Source organism: Pseudomonas sp. St290, assembly GCF_018325805.1.
GTDB classification, from domain to species: Bacteria; Pseudomonadota; Gammaproteobacteria; order Pseudomonadales; family Pseudomonadaceae; genus Aquipseudomonas; species Aquipseudomonas bijieensis.
Window position 1 is genome coordinate 2,720,593 of sequence record NZ_AP014703.1, and the last position, 21,053, is coordinate 2,741,645.

The window sequence follows — 21,053 nt, forward strand, 5'->3', positions numbered from 1 at the left end:
GCCGATGTGGAAGCTGCTGATTCGCCTTTACCTGGTCACCATCGTGTCCTACAGCGCGGCGATCTACCTGATGCCGGAGCTGGTGATCCGCCTGTTCCACGAGCGTTTCCTGACCTACAACCTCGATTATTCCCGTGGCCTGCAAACCTTGATGGTCAAGCAGTTCCGCGCAGTGCCCAGCGAGCAGTGGCCGGCGCTGGCGGCGCAGATGGACCAGGAGTTCGCGCCGCTGCGCATCGAACTGGCCGCTGTCGATGACGGCGGCTTCAGCGTCGATGAGCAAGCGCGGCTCAAGCGCGGCGAGAATGTGGTGCGCCTCGGCGACTGGGCCTGGCGAACCCTGGCCGCGGCGCCGCTGGACGAGCGCACGGCGGTGAAGATGGTCGTGCCGCCGGACCCGGCCGATGTCAGCTGGTTGTACTGGAGCATCAACGTGTTGATCGGCGCGACGATGCTGGCCTGCCTGTTGCTCTGGCTGCGGCCGCACTGGCGCGATCTGGAACGCCTCAGGCGCACCGCCGAGCGTTTCGGTAAAGGTCATCTGGGCGAGCGTACGCACATCGCCTCCAGTTCGAACATCGGCAGCCTGGCCCACGTGTTCGACACGATGGCGGGGGACATCGAGAACCTGCTCAACCAACAGCGGGATTTGCTCAATGCCGTGTCCCACGAACTGCGCACGCCCCTGACGCGGCTCGACTTCGGCCTGGCCCTGGCGCTGTCCGATGACCTGCCGGCGCCCAGTCGCGAGCGTCTGCAAGGGCTGGTGGCGCACATTCGCGAGCTGGATGAGTTGGTGTTGGAACTGCTGTCCTATAGCCGCTTGCAAAACCCGCAACGCTTGCCCGAACGGGTCGAAGTGGCGCTGGACGAGTTCATCGACAGCATCCTGGGCAGCATCGACGAGGACCTGGCGGCACCGGACGTGGTGATCGACGTGCTGTTGCATGGGGCCCTGGAGCGTTTCGTGCTGGACCCACGCCTGACCGCACGGGCGTTGCAGAACCTGCTGCGCAATGCCATGCGTTATTGCGAAAAGCGCATCCAGGTCGGCGTGCGGGTGGGTGAGCAAGGCTGCGAGATCTGGGTCGACGACGACGGCATCGGTATTCCCGACAGCGAACGCGAGCGCGTGTTCGAGCCGTTCTACCGCCTGGACCGCAGCCGCGATCGAGCCACGGGCGGCTTCGGCCTCGGCCTGGCCATCAGCCGCCGGGCCCTGGAAGCCCAGGGCGGTACACTGACCGTCGAGGCCTCGCCACTGGGTGGGGCACGCTTCAGGCTGTGGCTGCCCACACCGTCCTGAGGTTGCCCACTCTCTATTGCTCGACGCTGACCCTGTGGCGAGGGAGCTTGCTCCCGCTGGGCCGCGAAGCGGCCCCAATGCTCTTCACCCAAACAAACCCGCCGCAATATTGATCGAAAACCCCAGGATCGCCGTATTGAACACAAACCCGATCAACGATTGCGCCAGCACGATCTTGCGCAACTGCCGCGTGGCGACCCCCACGTCGGAGGTCTGCACCGCGACCCCGATGGTAAACGAGAAATACAGGAAGTCCCAATAATTGGGCGTGGTCAGCCCCTCGGCAAACCGCAGCGCCGGCTCCTTGCCCTCCCAGGTGTAATACAACCGCGCGTAGTGAACGCTGAAGATCACCCCGATCAGCAACCAAGAGCCGATTACGGTGATTGCCGTGAACCCGTAATGCAACAGCTTGCCGGCGGCTTGCAGGTCGCGGCTGCCTGCCAGCTCGAAGGTGATGGTCGCCAGGCTGGCCAACGCTGCGACGCAAACCATCAATAGCACCAGCCCGGCATTTTCATCTTCGATTTCGGCGATGCGCTTCACATCGGGCGCCTTGGCCCGCACGGTCAGCCAGAACATCAGCACCAGGTAGGTCCAGACACCGACATTCCAGCCGATCAGGATTTTGCTGATGACCGAATCCACGGGCACCAGGATACCCATCGCCAGGCCAAGGACCGTGGCGCTGGAAAGACGTGGGTGGGTACGGGCGAGGAAGGGCATGGAGACTCACTGTCCGGAAAGGAGATGCCTAGTATGAGCCATCAAGCGAAGGGCCGACCGTCTATCGCGCTGGACTCGATCAATTGCACGCCCGCTTCCTGCATCCGCCGGATCGCCGCTGCCATCGAGCCCTCCCGATCAATGCCCCGGCAGGCATCCAGCACCACAAATGCGTTGAACCCGGCCAGCCGGGCATCCAGCGCCGAGAACATCACGCAAAAATCCAGGGCCAGCCCCACCAGGTACACGGTGTCGATGCCACGCTCCTTGAGGTATCCGGTCAAACCGGTCGGGGTCTGATGGTCCGCTTCCATGAAGGCTGAGTAGCTGTCGATGTCCGGGTTGCAGCCTTTGCGGATGATCAGCTTGGCATGGTCAAGCTTGAGCGCCGGGTGCAACGCGGCACCGTGGCTACCCTGCAGGCAGTGGTCGGGCCAGAGTGTCTGCTCGCCGTAGGGCAATTGGACAGTGCCGAAAGGTTGCTTGCCCGGGTGGCTAGAGGCAAACGAAGCATGCCCGGCCGGGTGCCAGTCCTGCGCGAGAACAACGTGCCTGAAGGATTGGCCGAGCCGGTTGATCAACGGCACGATCTCATCACCCCCTGGCACAGCCAGTTGGCCGCCGGGGACGAAGTCGTTCTGTACATCGATCACCACGAGTGCGGTGGTCAAGGCCCGGTTGGCTGAAACGTTCATGATTGGATCCTCCTTGAAGTGGTTCTTCGAGAGTAGCTGAACGGCCCGGGCCCCGCGTACAGACTGACCCACCGCCATCGCGAGAAAGCTCCAACAGGGGGATTTGGGCCGGGCACAGGATTTGTGTTCACTGAAGATCCATTGTGGGAGCGAGCCTGCTCGCGATGGCGGCGACACATTCAACACTGATGCAAGCTGACCCACCGCTATCGCGAGCAGGTTCGCTCTCACAGGGGTATCTGGGCGGGCACAGGATTTGCGGTGAACGAATGATTGATGGCTTCAAAATTTTTCACCCTGTTGGGAGTAGTGTCTTTCGTCGAAAATACTCTCGAGTTGATGGCTTTTTGACATTTGGCTCGTGCGTCCCTGTCACGATTAAGTACAATCGCCGGCCTCCAACCGGGCATGGAAGCAGTCCGGTTCTCCAATTACGAGAAAAAACCATGCTCATCGGCAGTTATTCCCCCGCCCTGGTTTCAATTTCCTTGTTTGTTGCCGTGCTGGCTTCCTACACCGCGCTGGACCTGGCCGGGCGTATCGCGACCGCCCAAGGGCGCGCGGCGCATTTGTGGATGGTGGGGGGCGCATTGGCGATGGGGGTGGGCATCTGGTCCATGCATTTCATCGGCATGCTGGCGTTCACTTTGCCGATCGAGCTTGGCTACGACGTATCGATCACCGCGTTGTCGCTGCTGACCGCCATTCTCTCCAGCGGTTTTGCCCTGTGGCTGGTCAGCCAGCCGCGATTGCCGGCGTGGCAACTGGCTTTTGGCGCGCTGATCATGGGCGCCGGGATCAGCGCCATGCATTACACCGGCATGGCTGCACTGCGGATGCAGCCAGGCATCGATTATGACCCGACGCTGTTCGGGGCTTCGCTGGTGATTGCCGTCGGTGCTTCTGCGGCGGCGCTGTGGATTGCCTTTCGCTTGCGCCAGAACACTCCCCACGTGCGGTTGGCTCGCGCGGGGGCCGCGGTGGTCATGGGCATTGCCATCGTCGGCATGCACTACACCGGCATGGCCGGGGCACGGTTCAGCGAGGGCAGCTTTTGTGGCTCTTTGGACGGCTTGAGCGGCAAGGGCCTGGATAATCTGGTGTTGATCACCACCCTGGCGGTGCTGGCCATTGCCTTGCTGACCTCGATTCTCGACGCGCGCCTGGAAGCCCGGACCGCCGAGCTGGCCCAGTCCCTGACCCAGGCCAACCGGGAACTGACCCAGTTGGCCCTGCACGACCCTCTCACCGGACTGCCCAACCGTGTATTGCTGGCCGATCGTATCGACCAGGCCATGCACCTTGTGCAAGAGCAGGGCGGTTGCTTCGCCCTGATGTTCATCGACCTCGATGGTTTCAAGCCGGTCAACGATGCTTTCGGCCATCACATGGGCGATTTATTGCTGCGGGACGTAGCCCTGCGCCTGCGCGAAGACCTGCGCAGCCAGGACACCCTGGCGCGGATCGGCGGTGATGAGTTCGTACTGCTGGTGCAACTGGTCGAACCCGACGATGCCCTGCGGTTGGCGGCACGTCAGGTCGGCTTGATCGGACGCACGTTCCGGGTGGCTGACCATGACTTGCAGATATCCGCCAGCGTCGGCATCGCCCTTTACCCGGGCAACGGCCGGAGCGCCGAGGAACTGCTGATGAATGCCGACGCGGCGATGTATCACGCCAAGGGCGCCGGCAAAAACGGCTACAGCTTTTTTGACGCCTCGATGAACAGCAATGCCCGCAAGCAATTGCAACTGTTGCAAGACCTGCGCACGGCCGTCGAACAGCGGCAGTTCAGCCTGCATTACCAGCCCAAGTTCGACGCGGCCAACGGCCGTCCGGTGGGGGCCGAAGCCCTGTTGCGCTGGACCCACCCGACCCAGGGCCTGTTGATGCCCGACACGTTCATCGACCTGGCGGAAAAGACCGGCTTGATCATCCCGATCGGCGAGTGGGTACTGAACGAAGCCTGCCGGCAGATGCGCGAATGGTATGTGCTCGGTTATACCGACTGGCGCATTGCGGTGAACCTGTCGGCCTTGCAGTTCTGCCACACCGGCCTGGTGCAGAGCGTGGCCAAGGCGCTGGAGACGCATCAGTTGCCGGCCAACAGCCTGACCCTGGAAATCACCGAAACCACCGCCATGAGCGATGCGGACGCGAGCATGACGGTGCTGCAACAGCTCTCGGACATGGGGGTGGACCTGTCCATCGACGATTTCGGTACCGGCTATTCGAGCCTGATGTACCTCAAGCGCCTGCCGGCCAACGAGTTGAAGATCGATCGCGGTTTCGTGCGTGACCTGGAACATGACAGCGATGATGCAGCCATCGTCTCGGCCATCGTCGCCCTCGGCCAGGCCCTGGGCTTGCGGATCGTCGCCGAAGGCGTGGAGACCAATGTGCAGCAAGACTTCCTGACCCAGTTGGGCTGCGATTCGCTACAGGGCTATCTGCTCGGTCATCCGCTGCCGGCCGAGCGTTTTCTGAAGGAGATACGCCAGGCCAAACGCGTAGCGGTGGTCTGAGGCACCCTCAGGGGACGATATCGAACGCCGTGCTACCCATTCGCTCGCCGTTGACCAGCAGGTGCACGGCATGCCGGCCCGCGTAATGCTTGCGGGTGGTCAGCTCGCGAATGTGTTGGGAGCGACTGAGGTTGACGCAGCCCCGGGCGGGCAGGTCGAAGGTCTTGAGCTTGAAGACTTTGGCCGAGGTGCCGCCCGAGGCTTTCACGTAGTCGACGGCGTAGTCGATCACCAGGCGCTGGCTCTGTTCAAGGGTTGATTGCACCTTGAAGGACAGCGTGACCTGTTCCCCCAAGCGAATCACCGCAGGCGTCACCTGCAAATCCAGTACCTGGACCTGCGCCTTGCCGCCCACCCCGATGATGCCCAGTGCCCTGGGGTTGCCTTGTTTGATCAGGCTACGCAGGGCATGTCGGGCGATCCACGCCGTATGGCGGTCTTGCAGAGGCCAGCCTTCGATCCGGTCCAGCACCCAGTCCGGATGCTGCTTGGTGACGTCGTTGAGGTGGTTGGCCACCGATTTGCGTACATAAAGGCTGTCGTCGGCCTTGAGCGTGTCGAGGATCGCGGCGGTGAGGTCAGGGTTGGCCTGGATCGGCTCCAGGTGAAACGACCATGGCAAGCGTGGCCGGCTGCCTTCGCTGGCCAGGCGACGTACGTGCTCGTTGGCGTCCAGCGCCCAGCCGTGCATGACCTTGAGGGTGCGTTCCAGGTCGTCGCGCAGGAAGTGCCGCACGGCGAACTCCGAGGAGCCGAACCGGGTGAAATATTTGAGTGCGTCCAACGACACGTCGAAGCGATGCCGGCCGTAAGACGCTACGTAGTGAGGCAGGAACATACTGACGAACATGCTGTTCAGGCGCGGGGCCACGGCGCGCAACACCTCCAGCGACGCTTCATAATCGAGGGGCAGCACCGCATGCAGGCATTCACTGACTCGGGCCATGCGCTGCATCACCGACAATTGGGCCAGCCCGTCGTTGGCCATGTGCAAGAACGCCTTGGCGTCGAATGCCGGATACACCGCTCGCATTTCGCCGGCGATGTGCTCCAGGCGGGCGCTGTTGAAGATTTCCTTGAGGGCAGGGGAGGAGGTGGTGGTGCTCATAGAGAGGGCGTCCGGCGAGTGTTGTAGTTCCAGGCTCGTCACTATGCCATGCGCGACCCGTGGCGAGGGAGCTTGCTCCCGCTCGGCTGCGCAGCAGTCGTAAACCCGGTGAGAGCCATATCACTGGATGACCGCGTCGCCTGGATTGGGGCTGCTGCGCAGCCCAGCGGGAGCAAGCTCCCTCGCCACGGGGGATGGCGGGCTCCCAGCTTCAGTCGTTGCAGTAAAGGGAATGATTCGCCGCCCGCGAAGTCCCAGCTTCAGTCCCTTGAATAACTGGAGTTTTTTCTATGCGCAAACCCACCCTGATCGCCAGTCTGGTCCTGATCGCCGGCCTCGGAGCCCTTGGGCCTGTTGCGCAGGCGGTCGAGAAAACCGGAGACGCCCTGGAGCATTCGCCGAGCAATGGCCGTCGGCTGGTGGAAAATGACCGGGTACCGGCGGACTACCAGCGCGCGGACAGAGCCATGAAAGACTGGAAACAGAAAAAACTCGAGCAGCCGACAAAAGAGCAGCAATGGGTGCAGATCGACGACAAGTACCTGCTGATCGAAACCGTGTCCGGCGCCATCGTCAAGATCGTTCCGGCCACACGTTAAATCTCAGAGCACTTCGCCTTTGTCCCAAAGGTGAACCAGTTCGCCGGGTGCCTGGTCCTCGGGCACCTGCAGCACCATTTCGTCGTCCTGGTCGTTGGCGCGATAGCGCACCTCGATCTGGAAAAACCGCTGGTCGCCGCGCCCAGGCGTGGAGGAGGTCAGCGGCAGGCAGCCCTCCAGCACCGAGCAGATACGTATGCGCTGGTCGAGGTCGCACTGGGCGAACTCGATTTCCCGTGGTCGGGTCAGCGCGTGGATGGCGGCCACGCCGCCCTGGCGGGACAGCCGTACCACGGCCTTGTCGTCGAGGTCTGGAAGGGTTTTCATCAGCTCTCCTGTGTCAGGTCGACGCCAACCTGGGCCCAGCCGTTCTGCACCGCTTGTACTTCCCGCGTGCCGAAGCGCTGGCGGGCATGCTCGACGGTCAAGCGGGCGAAGGTACTGAAGGACGCGTCGTTGGGCAGTCTTCTGTCGCACAAGGTTTCATACCAGATCCGGCCGGCCTTTTCCCAGGCAAATCCGCCCAGCGTGGTCGCCACCAGATAAAAGGCCCGGTTGGGGATGCCGGAGTTGATGTGCACGCCGCCGTTGTCTTCACGGGTAATGACGAATTCGCGCATGTGTGACGGTTGCGGGTCTTTGCCCAGCAACGGATCGTCGTAGGCGCTACCGGGGTTGGACATGCTGCGCAGGCCGTCGCCGTTGATCTTGTCGGTGAGCAGGTCGGCGCCGATCAGCCAGTCGGCCTGGTCGGCGGTCTGTTCGAGCACGAACTGCTTGACCAGCACACCGAACACATCGGAGATGGATTCGTTCAGCGCCCCGGACTGGTTGGCGTAGATCAACCCGGCCTCGCTTTCGGTGACGCCATGGGCCAACTCGTGGGCGACCACGTCCAGGGAGCGGGTGAAACGCTGGAAAATTTCGCCATCGCCGTCGCCGAATACCATCTGCGCGCCGTTCCAGAAGGCGTTTTCATAGCCTTGGCCATAATGCACGCTGCCTACTAGGGCAAAGCCCTTGTTGTCGATGGAGTCGCGCCCCAGGATTTTCCAGAAAAAATCATAGGTGGCACCGAGGGCATCGTAGGCTTCGTCCACGGCCGGGTCACCACTGGCCTGTTGGCCTTCCAGGCGTACCGGCTGGCCGGGCAGCTCCATGGTGTTTTGAGCGTCATGCACGCTGCGCTGTGGGTGTCCGGCCTTGCCGGGCTTGGGCAGCGCCGCGGCGACGGGCGGGGTGCTGGGCGGACCGGGGTTGTGCCGCAGGCTGCGCACGTGGGTCAAGGTGCCGAGGGCGCTGGAGCGTTGCTGTTCGGAGCCGTGGGCGATGATGCGATTGAGAATGTAGGGAGGAATGAAACCGTGGAGCGGGCGAGAGTCGATCATCAGAAAATCCTTATCTGAAATGCAGGGTCGATACCCATGTGAACCGAAGAGTCCTTCGCGGTTCCCTGCTGCATGGCAGACAACGTTTGCCATGCGTCCTGATTTCTGCGAAAAACCCGCGCCTGGATCACAAGAGCGATACGCCATGAACGAAGAACTGCAAATTATTGACCTGGAACAGGGCGACGGCAAAAGCGTAGTCAAAGGTGCGCTGATTACCACCCAATATCGCGGCACCCTTGAAGACGGCACCGAATTCGACTCGTCCTACAGCCGCGGCAAACCTTTCCAGTGTGTGATCGGCACCGGTCGCGTCATCAAGGGCTGGGACCTGGGCCTGATGGGTATGAAAGTCGGTGGCAAGCGCAAGCTGCTGGTACCGGCGCACCTGGCCTACGGTGAACGATCCATGGGCGCCCACATCAAGCCCAATGCCAACCTCATCTTTGAAATCGAGTTGCTGGAAGTCCTGACCCGAGACGATTGAAAGGCTCTGTTGCTACTATCTCCAGTCGATGCATGGCTTGATTCGTCGAGGAGCGAAATATGAACGCAGAGCAGCATGATCTGGGCGTGTCCCAGGTGGCCGCGGCCATTGCCGAGCCGGCCCGCACCCGAATGCTGTGTGCACTGATGGACGGCCATGCCCGCACCAGTACCGAGTTGGCGAGCATCGCCGAGGTCAGCGCCTCGACTGCCAGTGCTCATCTGGCGAAACTCAAGCAAATGGTCTTGGTGCGCCTGCACGTCCAGGGCCGTCATCGTTACTACAGCCTCGCGGACCCGCGCGTCGCCCAGGCACTGGAGGCGTTGATGGTGATCGGCCAGGGCGCCACGCCGACCTTCACGCCGCGTACACCGGATCGCCTGCAATTCGCCCGCACCTGCTACGACCACATGGCCGGCACCTTGGCGGTGCGCCTGCATGACCGGATGATCGAGGCCGGGTGGCTGGTGGCGTTGGAGGGCGAGGGCTATCGATTGAGTGAATCCGGCGAGGCGCTATTCGAGGGATTGGGCGTCGATGTCCAGCACCTCGCCACGCAACGCCGCCGATTCGCCTGTCCCTGCCTGGACTGGAGCATGCGCCGCCCGCACCTGGGCGGAGCCTTGGGCGCAGCGTTGCTGCAAGTGGCGATCAAGCGCAAATGGGTGATCCAGGACCTGGACAGCCGGGCGCTGGGGTTGACGGCCAGTGGCCGCAGGGAGATGGCGGGGCGGTTTGGGATCAGTGCCGAAATCGAGGTCAAACCCACTGGCGCCATCGCGAGCAGGCTCGCTCCCACAGTGGATCTGCGGTGAATTCAATATCCATGAACATCCCCAGAATCCCTGTGGGAGCGAGCCTGCTCGCGATAGCCATTCCAGCACCACCCACATCATCAAGGCATGTGCCTGCGCCGATACTCATCCGGTGTGGTGCCCATCATCTTGCGAAACATGCTGATGAATGCCGAGGCGCTGCTGTAGCCCAGGTCCAGGCCGATGGTTTCCACGCTCTGACCACGTTCGAGCAGGGCCAGGGCTTCAATGACTCTCAGGCGCTGGCGCCATTCCACCAGTGACATGCCCAGGTCCCGTTGCGCCCGGCGCATCAACGTGCGTTCGGTGGTGTTGGCGGCGCGGGCCAGTTGCGGCAAGGAACGCGGATCGCTGGGGTTCGCCTCCAAGGCCCGCAGCACGGGGCCCAGCAGTGGATCATCCGAGGACGGCAGGTAGCTGCCGGCATGGGGCGCCCGCGCCAGCTTGTCCACCAGCACCTGCAACAAACGCTGCTGTTCGGGCGTCTGTGGCTGGCTTGGCGGGTCGCTGCGCAGTTCTTCCAGCAACGCGCGAATCAGCGGGCTCAAGGTCAGCGCACAGGGCACGGCAGGCAGTGCGTCGCACAGTTCGGCGGCCAGGTACAACGAACAATGGCAGGCCTCATGCCGATTGAACCCCACGTGTTCCATGTCCGGTGGCAGCCAGATGCCGTACTGCGGTGGCGCCAGGTAATGATGCTGGGCGATCTCGATTTCCATCACCCCGCTGTAGGAGTAGACGAACTCACCCCAGGCATGCCTGTGCCGGGGGTAAGTCGCATGGGCCGGCATGCAGGCGCTGCGAAAGAAAATCGGCGAGGGCAGGGCTGCGTCGAACGGAGGAATCTTCAGATGTTGGGCTGGAGGCTGCATATCGACCGCAATGGCGGATTACCGGGATGGCTTGTCGGGTAATCACTATATCCAGCAAAGGTGTCAGGCAGACAATCCTTTCATCTATTTCTGCCCAAGGATCTTCCCATGACCACCCGCCGCGCCCTGGATGGCCAGGTCTGCGCCCTGATGACTGGCCTCTGTGCCATCTGGGGTTTCCAGCAAGTCGCAATCAAGGCCGGCGCCGCCGACATGGCGCCGATGCTGCAACTGGGTGTGCGCTCGGCCATCGCGGCGGTACTGGTCTGGCTCTTGGTGTTGGCCCGGGGTGAGCGCCTGTCTCTGACCGATGGCAGTTGGCGCCCAGGCATGCTGGTTGGGTTGTTGTTCGCCCTGGAGTTCGTGATGGTAGGCGAAGGCCTGCGTCATACGACGGCTTCACACATGGTGATTTTCCTGTACACCGCACCGATGTTCGCCGCCCTCGGCTTGCACTGGAAACTGCCGAGCGAACGCCTCAAGCCGGCGCAATGGCTAGGCATTGCCGTTGCATTCGCGGGGATCGTGGTTGCCTTCAGTGGAGGGGCGGGTGCGGCGAGCAGCAGCTCATTGCTCGGTGACGGCATGGGCTTGTTGGCTGGCGCGCTGTGGGGCGCAACCACGGTGACGGTGCGTTGTTCGCGGTTGACGAATCTGCCCGCCAGTCAGACGCTGCTGTATCAATTGATCGGCGCCGGGCTGCTGCTGATCGGCATGTCGGCAGCTCTGGGGCAAACGACGATCAACCCTACGCCACAACTCATCGCCAGCATGGCATTCCAGGTGTTGCTGGTGTCCTTCGCCAGCTTCCTGATCTGGTTCTCCCTGCTGCGCCGCTACCTCGCTTCGCAACTGGGAGTGCTGTCGTTCATGACGCCGTTGTTCGGCATTGGCTTTGGCGTCTGGCTGCTGGACGAACCGCTGGAGCCGAACTTCATCGTGGGTGCGACGCTGGTGCTGGGCGGTATCGCCTTGGTCAGTGGCTACGGGTGGTTTCGCCAGCGCTGGGGGCGATGGGTCGTAATGCGCCAAGGTTAGCCCAACGAGCGCGCAAAAGCCTACCTGTGCCGGCCATTCGTTGCTGCTCTATAGCGGTGCGAGCGTTTCGGCACAATGATCGAGCATTTCGGCACAGTAATCATTCTGCGCGCTCTCTAGACTCGTGCTTCACACCGATTCAATGAGGTCACGATGAACACCAGAATAATTCTATCCGTATTGTCCATGGGCGTTGTCCTCGCTGGACACGCTGCCGACTTCTCGCTGACGAGCCAAGACATTGCTGAAAACCGCCCGTTGACCAGTCGCGAGGTGTTCCAGGGGTTCGGTTGTGAAGGGGGGAATACTTCGCCCGAGCTTTCCTGGAGCAATGCCCCGGCGGGTACTAAAAGTTATGCTGTCACCGTCTACGATCCCGATGCTCCGACCGGCAGTGGCTGGTGGCATTGGACGGTGGTCAACCTGCCGGCTTCAACCAAGAGTTTGCCAAGAGGGGTCGGTTCGAACCTGCCTGCCGGTGCGGTACAAGGGCGAACCGATTATGGTCAACCGGGATTTGGTGGGGCTTGCCCACCTGTAGGGGATAAGCCACATCGCTATCAATTCACCGTATGGGCGTTGAAAGTCGATAAGCTGCCCCTCGATAACCAGGCCAGTGGTGCATTGGTGGGCTACATGCTCAATGCCAACGCCTTGGCCAAAGCGACCATCACTTCAACTTACGGACGTTAAACGATGCACCCAAGTATTGGCACGCAGCACCGGGAGAGCGTCGTCGATGCGTGTGTCATACGGGCGCGACAGCCCCATACATTGCAGCGGGTGTCGATATTCGCGACCACCTTGTGTCGGGTACGCCAAGGGGAAAAACTGCTGCAATGGGATGACCGGGAGATGCGTGTCGGGCCGCGACATCTGATACTGATGCCGGCCGGACACGAACTGGGTATCTCAAATTTTCCTGGTCCTCAAGGTGACTACATCGCCGATGCAGTGACCTTTCCCAGTTCGATACTGCGTAATTTCAACCTCCGCTATCGACAGCAGATCGTCAGCCGCCACAGAACGCTGAACACAGATCTGTGTGTCCCGCTGGACAGGCACACCACACAGGCATGGGATCAGTTATTGGCCGCCATCAATGCGGGCGCCCCGGATGCATTGCGCACACACTACGGGGAGGCGGTTCTTCTGAGCCTGGGTCTCGGCGGTTTGGCCGGACCTCTGCTGATGGATCGCAACGATCCACTGTGCGAGCGCGTGCAGCAGTTGGTAATGAGCAGCCCGGAGAGCGACTGGACGGTGGCTGGCGTCGCCCAACACCTGAACCTGGGGGAGTCGACGTTGCGCCGCCAACTGGCTAATGAGGGGGACAGTTTCAGGAATATTCTGGAAAGCGTTCGACTGGCAATGGCGTTGCAATGGTTGCAAACCACGTCTCGTTCCATCGGTGAAATTGCCGGCGCCAGCGGCTACGCTTCGGCCTCGCGTTTTGCAGTGCGCTTTCGCTCACACTACGGCCTGTCGCCACGGGAATTGCGGGCGGTGATTTAGGTGGTTGGGTGAGAGGGCCGCGGTCCTTTTGTCGCGTCATTCTGGAAACCCCCTCTGTCCTGGAGGGGGCAGTAAGCTTCCAGTTCGTCTTGTTTCTGCCTGGCGTCAGACTGTCGTTCCATCCGTTGCCTGCCCGGAAAACTCCTCCATCGCGTCCAGCAAAGCCTCCCGGAAATACGCTTTCGACGCCCGATCACACAGAATGTGCAAACTCGCCTGCTGCGCGGTACTGGAGTTGATCACGATCACATTGATGCGGGCCGCCGAAGTCTGTGCCACCGCCCCCGGATCGAACGCCTGCGGGCTCAGATCGACCCCACAGAGCTTGGCCATCACTTCGCTCAGGTGCTCTCCGGTCAGTTGGAAACAGGCATGACTGTCCTGACGAGGCAGCAGATAGTTGGCTTGGTGATCGAGTTCCCAACGGGCTTCTTCGTCGGCAATGCGCTGGCCTTGGTCTTCGAGGCTGCCCAGCAACAGATATTCGGTCTGCGACAGGCGCGCCACTTGGCTACCATCGGTCTGGACCTCGGCGCGATTAGGGGCGTGCGGCAGAATGAAATGGCGACCTTGCAAGTACGCGGCACTGTGAGCACCACGAAAACCCACCCGAGGCAGGTCAGTTAAGTCCGCCAGCGTGCACGTGGGCAACGGCACGAGAGCCTGTTGCCCGCCGGTGTGTTGTTCTTTCAGACTGGTCATGGCTCAAAGCTCCTGGCGTTGGTTGTCGGGATCAAAGAAGGGCAACTGCACCACCTCGGCCTGGACGACGATGCCGCCTTCGACCCGGATCGGGATGCGTTGCCCCGGGATGCTTTGGTCGATGCCGGCGTAGGCCAGGCCAATGATCTTGCCGAGGGTGGCGGAATATTCGCAGGACGTGACATTCCCACTGATGTCCGGCCCGTTGAGCACCAGATGTCCTTCAAGTGGTTGCGGGCTGTTCTTCGGTAGGCTGAAGCCCACCAGTTTGCGTTTCAGCGGCTGGGCTTCGAGGATGTCCACCGAGCGCCGGCCGACGAAGAACGGCTTGCTGCGGCTGACCGCCCAGCCCATGTCGATTTCCGCCGGATGGGTCATGCCGTCGGTGTCCTGGCTGATGATCACGTGGCCTTTTTCCAGGCGCAGCAGGCGCTGGGTTTCGACGCCGAAGGGGCGGATGTCATGGGCCTTGCCAGCCTCCATCAGCGCGTCCCAGAGCATGAGCCCGTGGCGCGCCGGTACATGGATTTCATAGCCCAGCTCGCCGACAAAACCCACTCGCAGCAAACGGGCCTTGATGCCGGCCACGGTGCCCTGGCGCACGCCCAGATAAGGAAACGCTTCAGCGCTCAGGTCCAGGTCGGTACAGACTTGTTCCAGTACCTTGCGTGAATCGGGCCCGGCGAGGTTGACCGCGCAAATGGCCGCGGTGACGTTGGCGACATCCACGTCGAGGCGCCATTGCGCGTTCCACTTGAGCATTTGCTGATAGATCCGGTCGACGCCACTGGTGGTGGCGGTGACGTAGAAATGGTTCTCGGCAAACCGCGCGCAGACACCGTCATCGATGACCACGCCGTGCTCGTTGGTCATCAGCGCATAGCGGGAGCGGCCGACCGGCTGTTTGAGGAAGGCAAAGGTGTACATGCGGTTGAGCAGCTCGGCGGCGTCCGGGCCACGTACATCGAGGCCACCCAATGTCGAGACGTCGATGAGGCCGACCTTGTTGCGCACATGCAGGGCTTCGGCCTGCATGCAGGCCTCTCGCGCCTTGGCATCACCGTAGTAGGCCGGACGTTGCCAGATGCCGGCGGGCATCATCTTCGCCCCGGCTTGCAGGTGACGGGCATGCATCGGTGTTTGTCGGTAGGGATCGAATGCGCGACCGGCGACATGCGCCAGCTTCTCGGCCACAAACGGCGGTCGCGCCGTGGTCACACCGGTTTCGCTGATGTTGCGTTGCGTGGCCCACGCCACCAGCCGGGCGGTCGGCAGCGCCGAGTGACGCCCCTGAGACGGTCCCATGCCGACGGTGGAGTAGCGCTTGACCAGTTGCACATCGCGATAGCCGATGCGGGTGGCGTTGACGATGTCGGCCACTTGCAGATCCTCGTCGAAGTCGACGAAGTCCTTGCCTTTGGGGTGCGGGAAGATGGGCCAATTGAAATTGACCCGAGCCTCACCAGTCAATGGCACGCGTTGCGTGCTGACGGTCAGGCCTAGCGCGGAGGCGGCTTCGGCACCGGCATTCACGCCATCGGCAATCACGTTATCCAGATGGTGCCGGCCGTTGACCGAGCCGGCGACATTCAGATTCCTTGGCAGGCCGCTGAGCGTGAACTCGGCCCGTTGATCGTCGTAGGCCAGTTTGCCACCGGCCTGGCACAGCAGTTGATAGACCGGCATATAGCCGGCGGACATGCACAGTAAATCGCACGCCAGATGTTGCCCACTCTCGGCGACCTGGCCTTGTGCGGTGATCTGGCGCACGTCGACGCCGTTGATATGGCGCATGCCTTTCTCGTGCTGGGCTTCATAGACGGTGCTGTTGCCCTGATGGTTGATCTTGCGTTGCGCCAGTGCGCGCAGCAGGGCTTCGTCCGAAGGCCCTTGGCGCAGGTCCACTACAGCGACGACCTCCACGCCCTGGTCATGCAGATCAAGCGCGGCGAGGTAGCCATCGTCGTTGCCCGTCAGCACCACGGCGCGGTTACCCGGTTTGACCGCGTACAGCTTCATCAACCGTTGCACAGCGCTGGTCAGCATCACGCCCGGCAGGTCGTTGTTGCGAAAGATCACCGGCTGATCGAACGCGCCGCTGCACACCAGGCACTGGCGAGCGCGGACCTTGTACAGGCGTTTGCCCTGGATCACCGGCAGGTAGTTATCGGTGAACCAGGCATTGCACGTGGCTTCGGTGAGAATCTGGATATTGGCGTGCTGCTCGACCGCCGCGAGCAGTTCGCGGCGCAGGTTTTCAGCCTTGTTGCCGTCGATATCGAAGCGGGCATAGGTCAGCGACCCGCCGAGAATCGGCTGTTGCTCGATGAGCAACACCTTGGCCCCCGCGTTGGCCGCGGTCAGGGCGGCGTGCAACCCGGCGGGCCCGGCACCGATGACGGCGACGTCGGTAAACAGGTAGGCCTTGTCGTAGTACTCAGGCTGGAACTTCAGGTCGAGTATACCGAGGCCGGCCTTTTTGCGAATGATCGGTTCCCAGACTTTCCACATGCCCTTGGGCTTGAAGAACGAACGGTAATAGAAGCCCACCGGCATGAATTTGGAGAACTTGCCCAGGTAGGCGTCGCGGTCGTTATCCAGCGAACCATTGACGTTCTGCGCCGTCACCTGCAAACCCGCGGACAGCGCATAGGCATCGGCCAGCACATTGGGCTCCTGGGGCAATTGCACCAGGCTGTTGGCATCCTGGCCGGCCATGGTCAGCGGGCCGCGTGGGCGATGGTATTTGAACGAGCGGGAGATCAGGAAACGCCCGTTGGACAACAGGGCACTGGCGATGCTGTCGCCTTGCAAGCCTTGGTAGCGCTGCCCGTCGAAACTGAAATCCAGCGGCTGATTACGGTCGATCAACAAGCCCATGGGGGCGGGTAGGCGCTTCATCCTGCGATCTCCTTGGCAGCGGCGTTGAATTCGACACGGGTGCTGAAGAGCTCCTTGGGATCGAAGGTCCGCAGGATTTCGTCGGTGACGGTATGCCGCTCGGCGAGAAACCAGTAGCTGGAGGGGGTGTGCATCCACCATTCACGCACCACGCCGGCGAGGTTGTCGGTGTTGAACACGTAGTCCGCCCATTCGCTGTCGCTGCACGTGACCGGGTCGGGCATGGGTTTGAATTCGCCGCCATAGGTGAACTCGCTGATATTGCGCGGCCCGTTGAGCGGGCAATTCATGATTTTCATAGTCTGCTCTGCGTCAGTGACTGGCCGCCGTGGCGCCCATTTCGTTGACTTGCTGGAAGGTCGAGAAACGTTCGAGGCCGAAGGGTTTGATCAGCTCCGGCACCTTGCCGCCGCTGGCGACCAACTCGGCCATGGTCTTGCCGCAGATCGGCGTGGCCTTGAAGCCCCAGGTGCCCCAGCCCGCGTCGAGGTAGTAATTGTTCACCGGTGACAGGCCCATGATCGGGCTGTAGTCCGGGGTCATGTCGGTGATCCCGGCCCATTGGCGCATCAGCTTGGCGTTGGCCAGGAACGGGAACATCTCGATGGCATGGGCCAGCAGGCTTTCCTTCAAATCGAGCGTGGAACGGGTATTGAACAGCGGATAGGGGTCGGAACCGCCGCCAAACACCACCTCGCCACGACTCGTTTGCTGCACATAGCAGTGCAAGGCAGAGGAGCTCACCAGAGGATCGAGAAATGGCTTGAACGGCTGCGTGACCATCGCTTGCAGCGGAAAGGTCTGGATCGGCGAACGAATCCCGGCCTTGGCCATCAGCAGCGAACTGTGCCCGGCAATCGCCTGCACCGCGCAACCGCACTTGATGGTGCCGCGGTTGGTCTTGACCGCGGTGAGGGTGCCGTTTTCGATGATCAGGTCCTGGACTTCGGTGAGCTGGTGGATTTCCACACCACGCTTGGCGGCTTGTTTGGCGTAACCCCAGGCCACCGCGTCGTGGCGGGCGGTGGCGCCGTCGATGTGCCACAGACCGGCGAGCACCGGCAAGTGGCCGGGATCGAGGTTGAGACTGGGCACCAGTTCACGGATCTGCTGGCGGTCGATCATCTCGCTGCGGCCTCCAAAGTGTTTGTTGACCTCGGCGCGCTGACGGAACGACCGCACCGTGGCGTCGGTGTGGGCCAGGGTCAGTTGGCCGCGCTCGGAGTACATGATGTTGAAATCGAATTCGTTGGACAGCGATTGGAACATCCGCACTGACTCGGCATAAAAGCGCACGCCTTCGCTGGTCAGGTAGTTGGAGCGGATCACCGCCGTGTTGCGCGCGGTATTGCCGCCGCCCAGGTAGGACTTCTCCAACACCGCGACGTTGGTGATGCCGTGGTACTTGGCCAGGTAGTACGCGATGGCCAGGCCGTGGCCACCGGCACCAATGATCACCACGTCATAGCTCGACTTGAGTTCGCGGGGTGGCGGCAAATCCACTTCCACCGGGTACTCCGAACTCAGCCCGTATTTCAATAGATTGAATGGCATAGGGCCTCCGATTGGCTGCGTTGGGCCTGGTGTTGTGCAAGGGCTGCGGTGACAGTGTTTTTCATCAGGAAGGCAATGGTCATCGGGCCGACACCACCGGGCACCGGGGTGATCGCCGCGACATGGGCCAGGGCGCTGTCGAAGTCGACGTCGCCCACCAGACGGCTGTGGCCATCGTCGTCGATGCGGTTGATGCCGACGTCGATCACCACGGCGCCAGGCTTGAGCCAACTGGCGTCGATCAGCCGGGGACGACCCACGGCGGCGATGACGATGTCGGCCTGCCGGCACAGCGCCTGGGGATCCGGGCTGCGCGAATGCAGGACGGTCACCGAGCAATCGGCCTGCAGCAACAGCGCGGCCATGGGTTTGCCGACGATGTTCGAGCGGCCGATCACTACTGCGTGCTTACCGCGCAGATCACCACAGGTTTGCTCCAGCAAATACAAACAACCACTGGGGGTGCAAGGTGCGAGTACCGTACGACCCTGGCTGAGGCCGCCGACGTTCTGACTGTGGAATCCGTCGACGTCCTTGTCCGGTGCGATTGCCTCCAGTGCCCGTAATTCATCGATATGAGCGGGCAGTGGCAGTTGCAGAAGAATGCCGTGGATCGAGTGATCGGCATTCAATCGGGCGATCAGAATGAGTAACTGTTCAGTGCTGGTATCCATGGGCAGCCGATGTTCCAGCGAGCGGATACCCACCTCTTCGGCGCGCAGGATCTTGTTGCGCACATAGACCTGGCTGGCTGGGTCGCTGCCCACCAGAATCACCGCCAGTGCCGGTTGAATGTCTTGCTCGCGCAGGCGCTCCACGTCCTTGCGGACCTGTACCAGCACGCGGGCGGCGGTGGCTTTGCCGTCGATCAGTTTGTGCGTGTTCACCGGAAGATCACCGTTCTGTCCTGATTGAGGAAAACCCGGTGCTCCAGGTGGTATTTGACTGCCTTGGACAGGGCCACGGTTTCGGTGTCACGGCCGGTGGCCACCAGGTCGTCGGGCAGGTAGACGTGGTCGACGCGCTGCACTTCCTGCTCAATGATCGGTCCCTCATCGAGGTCGCTGGTGACGTAATGAGCGGTGGCGCCAATGAGTTTCACCCCACGCTGGTAGGCCTGGTGATAGGGCTTGGCGCCTTTGAAGCCGGGCAGGAACGAATGGTGAATGTTGATCGCCCGGCCCGAGAGTTGCTTGCACAGGTCATCGGAGAGAATCTGCATGTAGCGCGCCAACACCACGAGCTCGGTGCCGGTGTCGTCGACGATCTTCATCAGCTCGGCTTCCTGCCGGGCCTTGGTCTCCTTGGTCACTGGCAGGTAAATGAAGCGAATACCTTCGCGTTCGGCCATCGGGCGCAGGTCGAGGTGGTTGGAGACGATGGCGGTGATGGTCATGTCCATCTCGCCCTTGTGGTAGCGGTAGAGCAGGTCAGTCAGGCAGTGGTCGAACTTGCTGACCATCAGCAACACGCGCATCGGCTCGCGGGTGTCATACAATTCCCAGGTCATGTCGAAGGCTTGGGCGACATGGGCGAAACCGTCCTTGATCTGTTGCAGGTCGCCTGAGTGGCCGTCGTTGAAGCGAAACACCGCACGCATGAAAAAACGACCGCTGAAGTCGTCGTCGAATTGCGCCATCTCCCCGATGTAGCAACGGTTGTCCGCCAGATAGGTGGTGACGGCAGCGACGATGCCGGACACCGCAGGACAGGTGATCTTGATGATGAAATGGTTTTTTTCGTGTTGCATGACACGTCCTCGGGATGATGGCGGCAGCTCATCGCATAGCGAAAAAAATCATCAACGGGCGGCAGGCTCATCCATGAGCTTATTTTCTTGTTGGGAATAAAATATTCCTGAAATGGCTTTATAGGGGAGTGGAGGCTGGACGTCTAGAGGTTTGGGAAAGTTTTTTAACTGAGGGGAATTTTTTTGCGAGGGAAGGCGACTCGTTTCCGTCGGTCGAACGCGGTCAAAAATGTGGGAGCGGGCTGCTCGCGAATGCGCTCTGTCAGTTGATATAGATGACAACTGACACATCGCATTCGCGAACAAGCCCGCTCCCACAGGTTGATCTTCATGCATCGGGAGGGAGGCGTTACTCTTTGTCGTTGCCGTAGTTCATGATCGACAAAAGGCGGATAGGCACCTGCACCAGTTGCTCGGGGCCGTGGGGGATTTCGCCTTCGAACGTCAGGCTGTCGCCGGCTTCCATGCGGTAAAGCTGATTGCCGTGACGATAGATCAGTTCGCCTTCGAGCAAGTGAAGGAATTCGGTGCCGGGGTGAGAGAAGGTCGGAAACTCCTCACTCGCGTCATCCATGCTGACCATATAGGCCTCGAAGCTTTTCTTCGGCCCGCGGGTATGGTTGAGCAGATGGTACGTATGGCCTTTCTCGGTGCCACGGCGCACCACTTCCATGCCCTGGTCAGCCTTGACCAGAAGCGCACTGCCATCTTGCTGGTCGTATTCGCTGAACAACTTGGACAGAGGCAGGCCGAGCACGTCGCACAGACGGCTCAGGGTGTCGAGGCTGGTGGACACCTGGGCGTTTTCGATCTTGCTCAACATGCCTTGGCTGATATCGGCAATCTTGGCCACGTCAGACAATTTCAGATCCTGGGCCTGGCGCTGGCGCTTGATCTGCAAGCCCAGGTATTGCTCAAGCTTGAGGCGCGGGGCGGTTTCGGTCGGCATAGTCATCAAATCCTGCACACTTTCCGTTCAGTAATATTAGTTTCGCACTGAGAAAGTGCAAATGGCGGCGTTCGGCTCGCGTCTGTCGAGCGATATTCCCACTGGGAAAAGAATTTTCCCATA

General features: G+C 61.5%; 21 protein-coding genes. 8 read left to right on the top strand and 13 right to left on the bottom strand.

The window, feature by feature from the left end; all coding sequences use genetic code 11:
- Positions 1–4: 4 nt before the first annotated feature.
- The gene (locus tag PBDP_RS12030) at positions 5–1,306 is read left to right on the top strand and encodes an ATP-binding protein (protein WP_212802289.1); all 1,302 of its coding nucleotides are present in this window, start codon (positions 5–7) and stop codon (positions 1,304–1,306) included.
- Positions 1,307–1,390: 84 nt separating this feature from the next.
- Here the strand turns inward: PBDP_RS12030 and PBDP_RS12035 are convergent, their stop codons facing one another.
- Together PBDP_RS12035 and pncA are read right to left on the bottom strand one after the other, a co-directional pair.
- Complete coding sequence (locus tag PBDP_RS12035) at positions 1,391–2,032, bottom strand: DUF1345 domain-containing protein (RefSeq protein ID WP_212802290.1); 642 nt, start codon at positions 2,030–2,032, stop codon at positions 1,391–1,393.
- A 41-nt stretch (positions 2,033–2,073) separates the two neighbouring features.
- Positions 2,074–2,727: a bifunctional nicotinamidase/pyrazinamidase gene (gene pncA, locus PBDP_RS12040; RefSeq protein WP_212802291.1), complete on the bottom strand. Its 654-nt coding sequence runs from the start codon at positions 2,725–2,727 to the stop codon at positions 2,074–2,076.
- A 446-nt stretch (positions 2,728–3,173) separates the two neighbouring features.
- Between pncA and PBDP_RS12045 the strand changes: the two genes are divergently transcribed.
- Positions 3,174–5,252: a putative bifunctional diguanylate cyclase/phosphodiesterase gene (locus tag PBDP_RS12045; protein ID WP_109755172.1), complete on the top strand. Its 2,079-nt coding sequence runs from the start codon at positions 3,174–3,176 to the stop codon at positions 5,250–5,252.
- Positions 5,253–5,259: 7 nt separating this feature from the next.
- Here the strand turns inward: PBDP_RS12045 and PBDP_RS12050 are convergent, their stop codons facing one another.
- Positions 5,260–6,360, bottom strand: a complete 1,101-nt coding sequence (locus PBDP_RS12050) for a DNA alkylation repair protein (protein ID WP_163854100.1) — start codon at positions 6,358–6,360, stop codon at positions 5,260–5,262.
- 290 nt (positions 6,361–6,650) lie between these two features.
- On the opposite strand from PBDP_RS12050, the gene PBDP_RS12055 reads away from it, so the two are divergent.
- The gene (locus PBDP_RS12055; RefSeq protein ID WP_109755169.1) at positions 6,651–6,959 is read left to right on the top strand and encodes an RcnB family protein; all 309 of its coding nucleotides are present in this window, start codon (positions 6,651–6,653) and stop codon (positions 6,957–6,959) included.
- A gap of 3 nt (positions 6,960–6,962) precedes the next feature.
- On the opposite strand, the gene PBDP_RS12060 is transcribed toward PBDP_RS12055, so the two are convergent.
- Complete coding sequence (locus PBDP_RS12060; protein ID WP_109755168.1) at positions 6,963–7,286, bottom strand: protealysin inhibitor emfourin; 324 nt, start codon at positions 7,284–7,286, stop codon at positions 6,963–6,965.
- Positions 7,286–8,347, bottom strand: coding sequence for a M4 family metallopeptidase (locus tag PBDP_RS12065; RefSeq protein ID WP_109755167.1), 1,062 nt, complete (start codon positions 8,345–8,347; stop codon positions 7,286–7,288). Before PBDP_RS12065 ends, PBDP_RS12060 begins: the two co-directional genes overlap by 1 nt.
- A 145-nt stretch (positions 8,348–8,492) precedes the next feature.
- Between PBDP_RS12065 and PBDP_RS12070 the strand changes: the two genes are divergently transcribed.
- A complete protein-coding gene (locus PBDP_RS12070; RefSeq protein ID WP_003182897.1) occupies positions 8,493–8,834 on the top strand; it encodes an FKBP-type peptidyl-prolyl cis-trans isomerase in 342 nt (113 codons plus the stop codon).
- Positions 8,835–8,893: 59 nt separating this feature from the next.
- Complete coding sequence (locus tag PBDP_RS12075; RefSeq protein ID WP_163854098.1) at positions 8,894–9,649, top strand: ArsR/SmtB family transcription factor; 756 nt, start codon at positions 8,894–8,896, stop codon at positions 9,647–9,649.
- 80 nt (positions 9,650–9,729) lie between these two features.
- Here PBDP_RS12075 and PBDP_RS12080 read toward each other — a convergent pair whose 3' ends face one another.
- Entirely contained in the window at positions 9,730–10,521 is a 792-nt protein-coding gene (locus tag PBDP_RS12080; RefSeq protein ID WP_212802292.1) for an AraC family transcriptional regulator, read from the bottom strand.
- A gap of 108 nt (positions 10,522–10,629) precedes the next feature.
- Between PBDP_RS12080 and PBDP_RS12085 the strand changes: the two genes are divergently transcribed.
- The 3 genes from PBDP_RS12085 to PBDP_RS12095 all read left to right on the top strand — a co-directional run bounded on the left by PBDP_RS12085 (position 10,630) and on the right by PBDP_RS12095 (position 13,074).
- Complete coding sequence (locus PBDP_RS12085; RefSeq protein WP_109755164.1) at positions 10,630–11,559, top strand: DMT family transporter; 930 nt, start codon at positions 10,630–10,632, stop codon at positions 11,557–11,559.
- 153 nt (positions 11,560–11,712) lie between these two features.
- On the top strand, positions 11,713–12,252 hold the full coding sequence (locus tag PBDP_RS12090; RefSeq protein ID WP_109755163.1) for a kinase inhibitor: 540 nt from the start codon (positions 11,713–11,715) through the stop codon (positions 12,250–12,252).
- 3 nt (positions 12,253–12,255) lie between these two features.
- Complete coding sequence (locus PBDP_RS12095; RefSeq protein ID WP_109755162.1) at positions 12,256–13,074, top strand: helix-turn-helix transcriptional regulator; 819 nt, start codon at positions 12,256–12,258, stop codon at positions 13,072–13,074.
- Positions 13,075–13,179: 105 nt separating this feature from the next.
- On the opposite strand, the gene PBDP_RS12100 is transcribed toward PBDP_RS12095, so the two are convergent.
- From PBDP_RS12100 to PBDP_RS12130, 7 genes are all read right to left on the bottom strand, one after another.
- Positions 13,180–13,776 (bottom strand): sarcosine oxidase subunit gamma, encoded by a 597-nt coding sequence (locus PBDP_RS12100; RefSeq protein WP_109755161.1) that lies wholly within the window; start codon positions 13,774–13,776, stop codon positions 13,180–13,182.
- Positions 13,777–13,779: 3 nt separating this feature from the next.
- Positions 13,780–16,677: a 2Fe-2S iron-sulfur cluster-binding protein gene (locus tag PBDP_RS12105; RefSeq protein ID WP_212802293.1), complete on the bottom strand. Its 2,898-nt coding sequence runs from the start codon at positions 16,675–16,677 to the stop codon at positions 13,780–13,782.
- On the bottom strand, positions 16,674–16,976 hold the full coding sequence (locus PBDP_RS12110; protein WP_116832110.1) for a sarcosine oxidase subunit delta: 303 nt from the start codon (positions 16,974–16,976) through the stop codon (positions 16,674–16,676). Before PBDP_RS12110 ends, PBDP_RS12105 begins: the two co-directional genes overlap by 4 nt.
- Positions 16,977–16,989: 13 nt before the next feature.
- Complete coding sequence (locus tag PBDP_RS12115; RefSeq protein ID WP_109755158.1) at positions 16,990–18,231, bottom strand: FAD-dependent oxidoreductase; 1,242 nt, start codon at positions 18,229–18,231, stop codon at positions 16,990–16,992.
- Positions 18,213–19,118 (bottom strand): bifunctional methylenetetrahydrofolate dehydrogenase/methenyltetrahydrofolate cyclohydrolase FolD, encoded by a 906-nt coding sequence (gene folD / locus PBDP_RS12120; RefSeq protein ID WP_109755157.1) that lies wholly within the window; start codon positions 19,116–19,118, stop codon positions 18,213–18,215. Before folD ends, PBDP_RS12115 begins: the two co-directional genes overlap by 19 nt.
- Positions 19,115–19,981, bottom strand: a complete 867-nt coding sequence (gene purU / locus PBDP_RS12125) for a formyltetrahydrofolate deformylase (RefSeq protein WP_109755156.1) — start codon at positions 19,979–19,981, stop codon at positions 19,115–19,117. The genes folD and purU overlap by 4 nt, the downstream gene beginning before the upstream one ends.
- Before the next feature lie 349 nt (positions 19,982–20,330).
- On the bottom strand, positions 20,331–20,936 hold the full coding sequence (locus PBDP_RS12130; protein WP_109755155.1) for a helix-turn-helix domain-containing protein: 606 nt from the start codon (positions 20,934–20,936) through the stop codon (positions 20,331–20,333).
- Positions 20,937–21,053 lie beyond the last annotated feature (117 nt).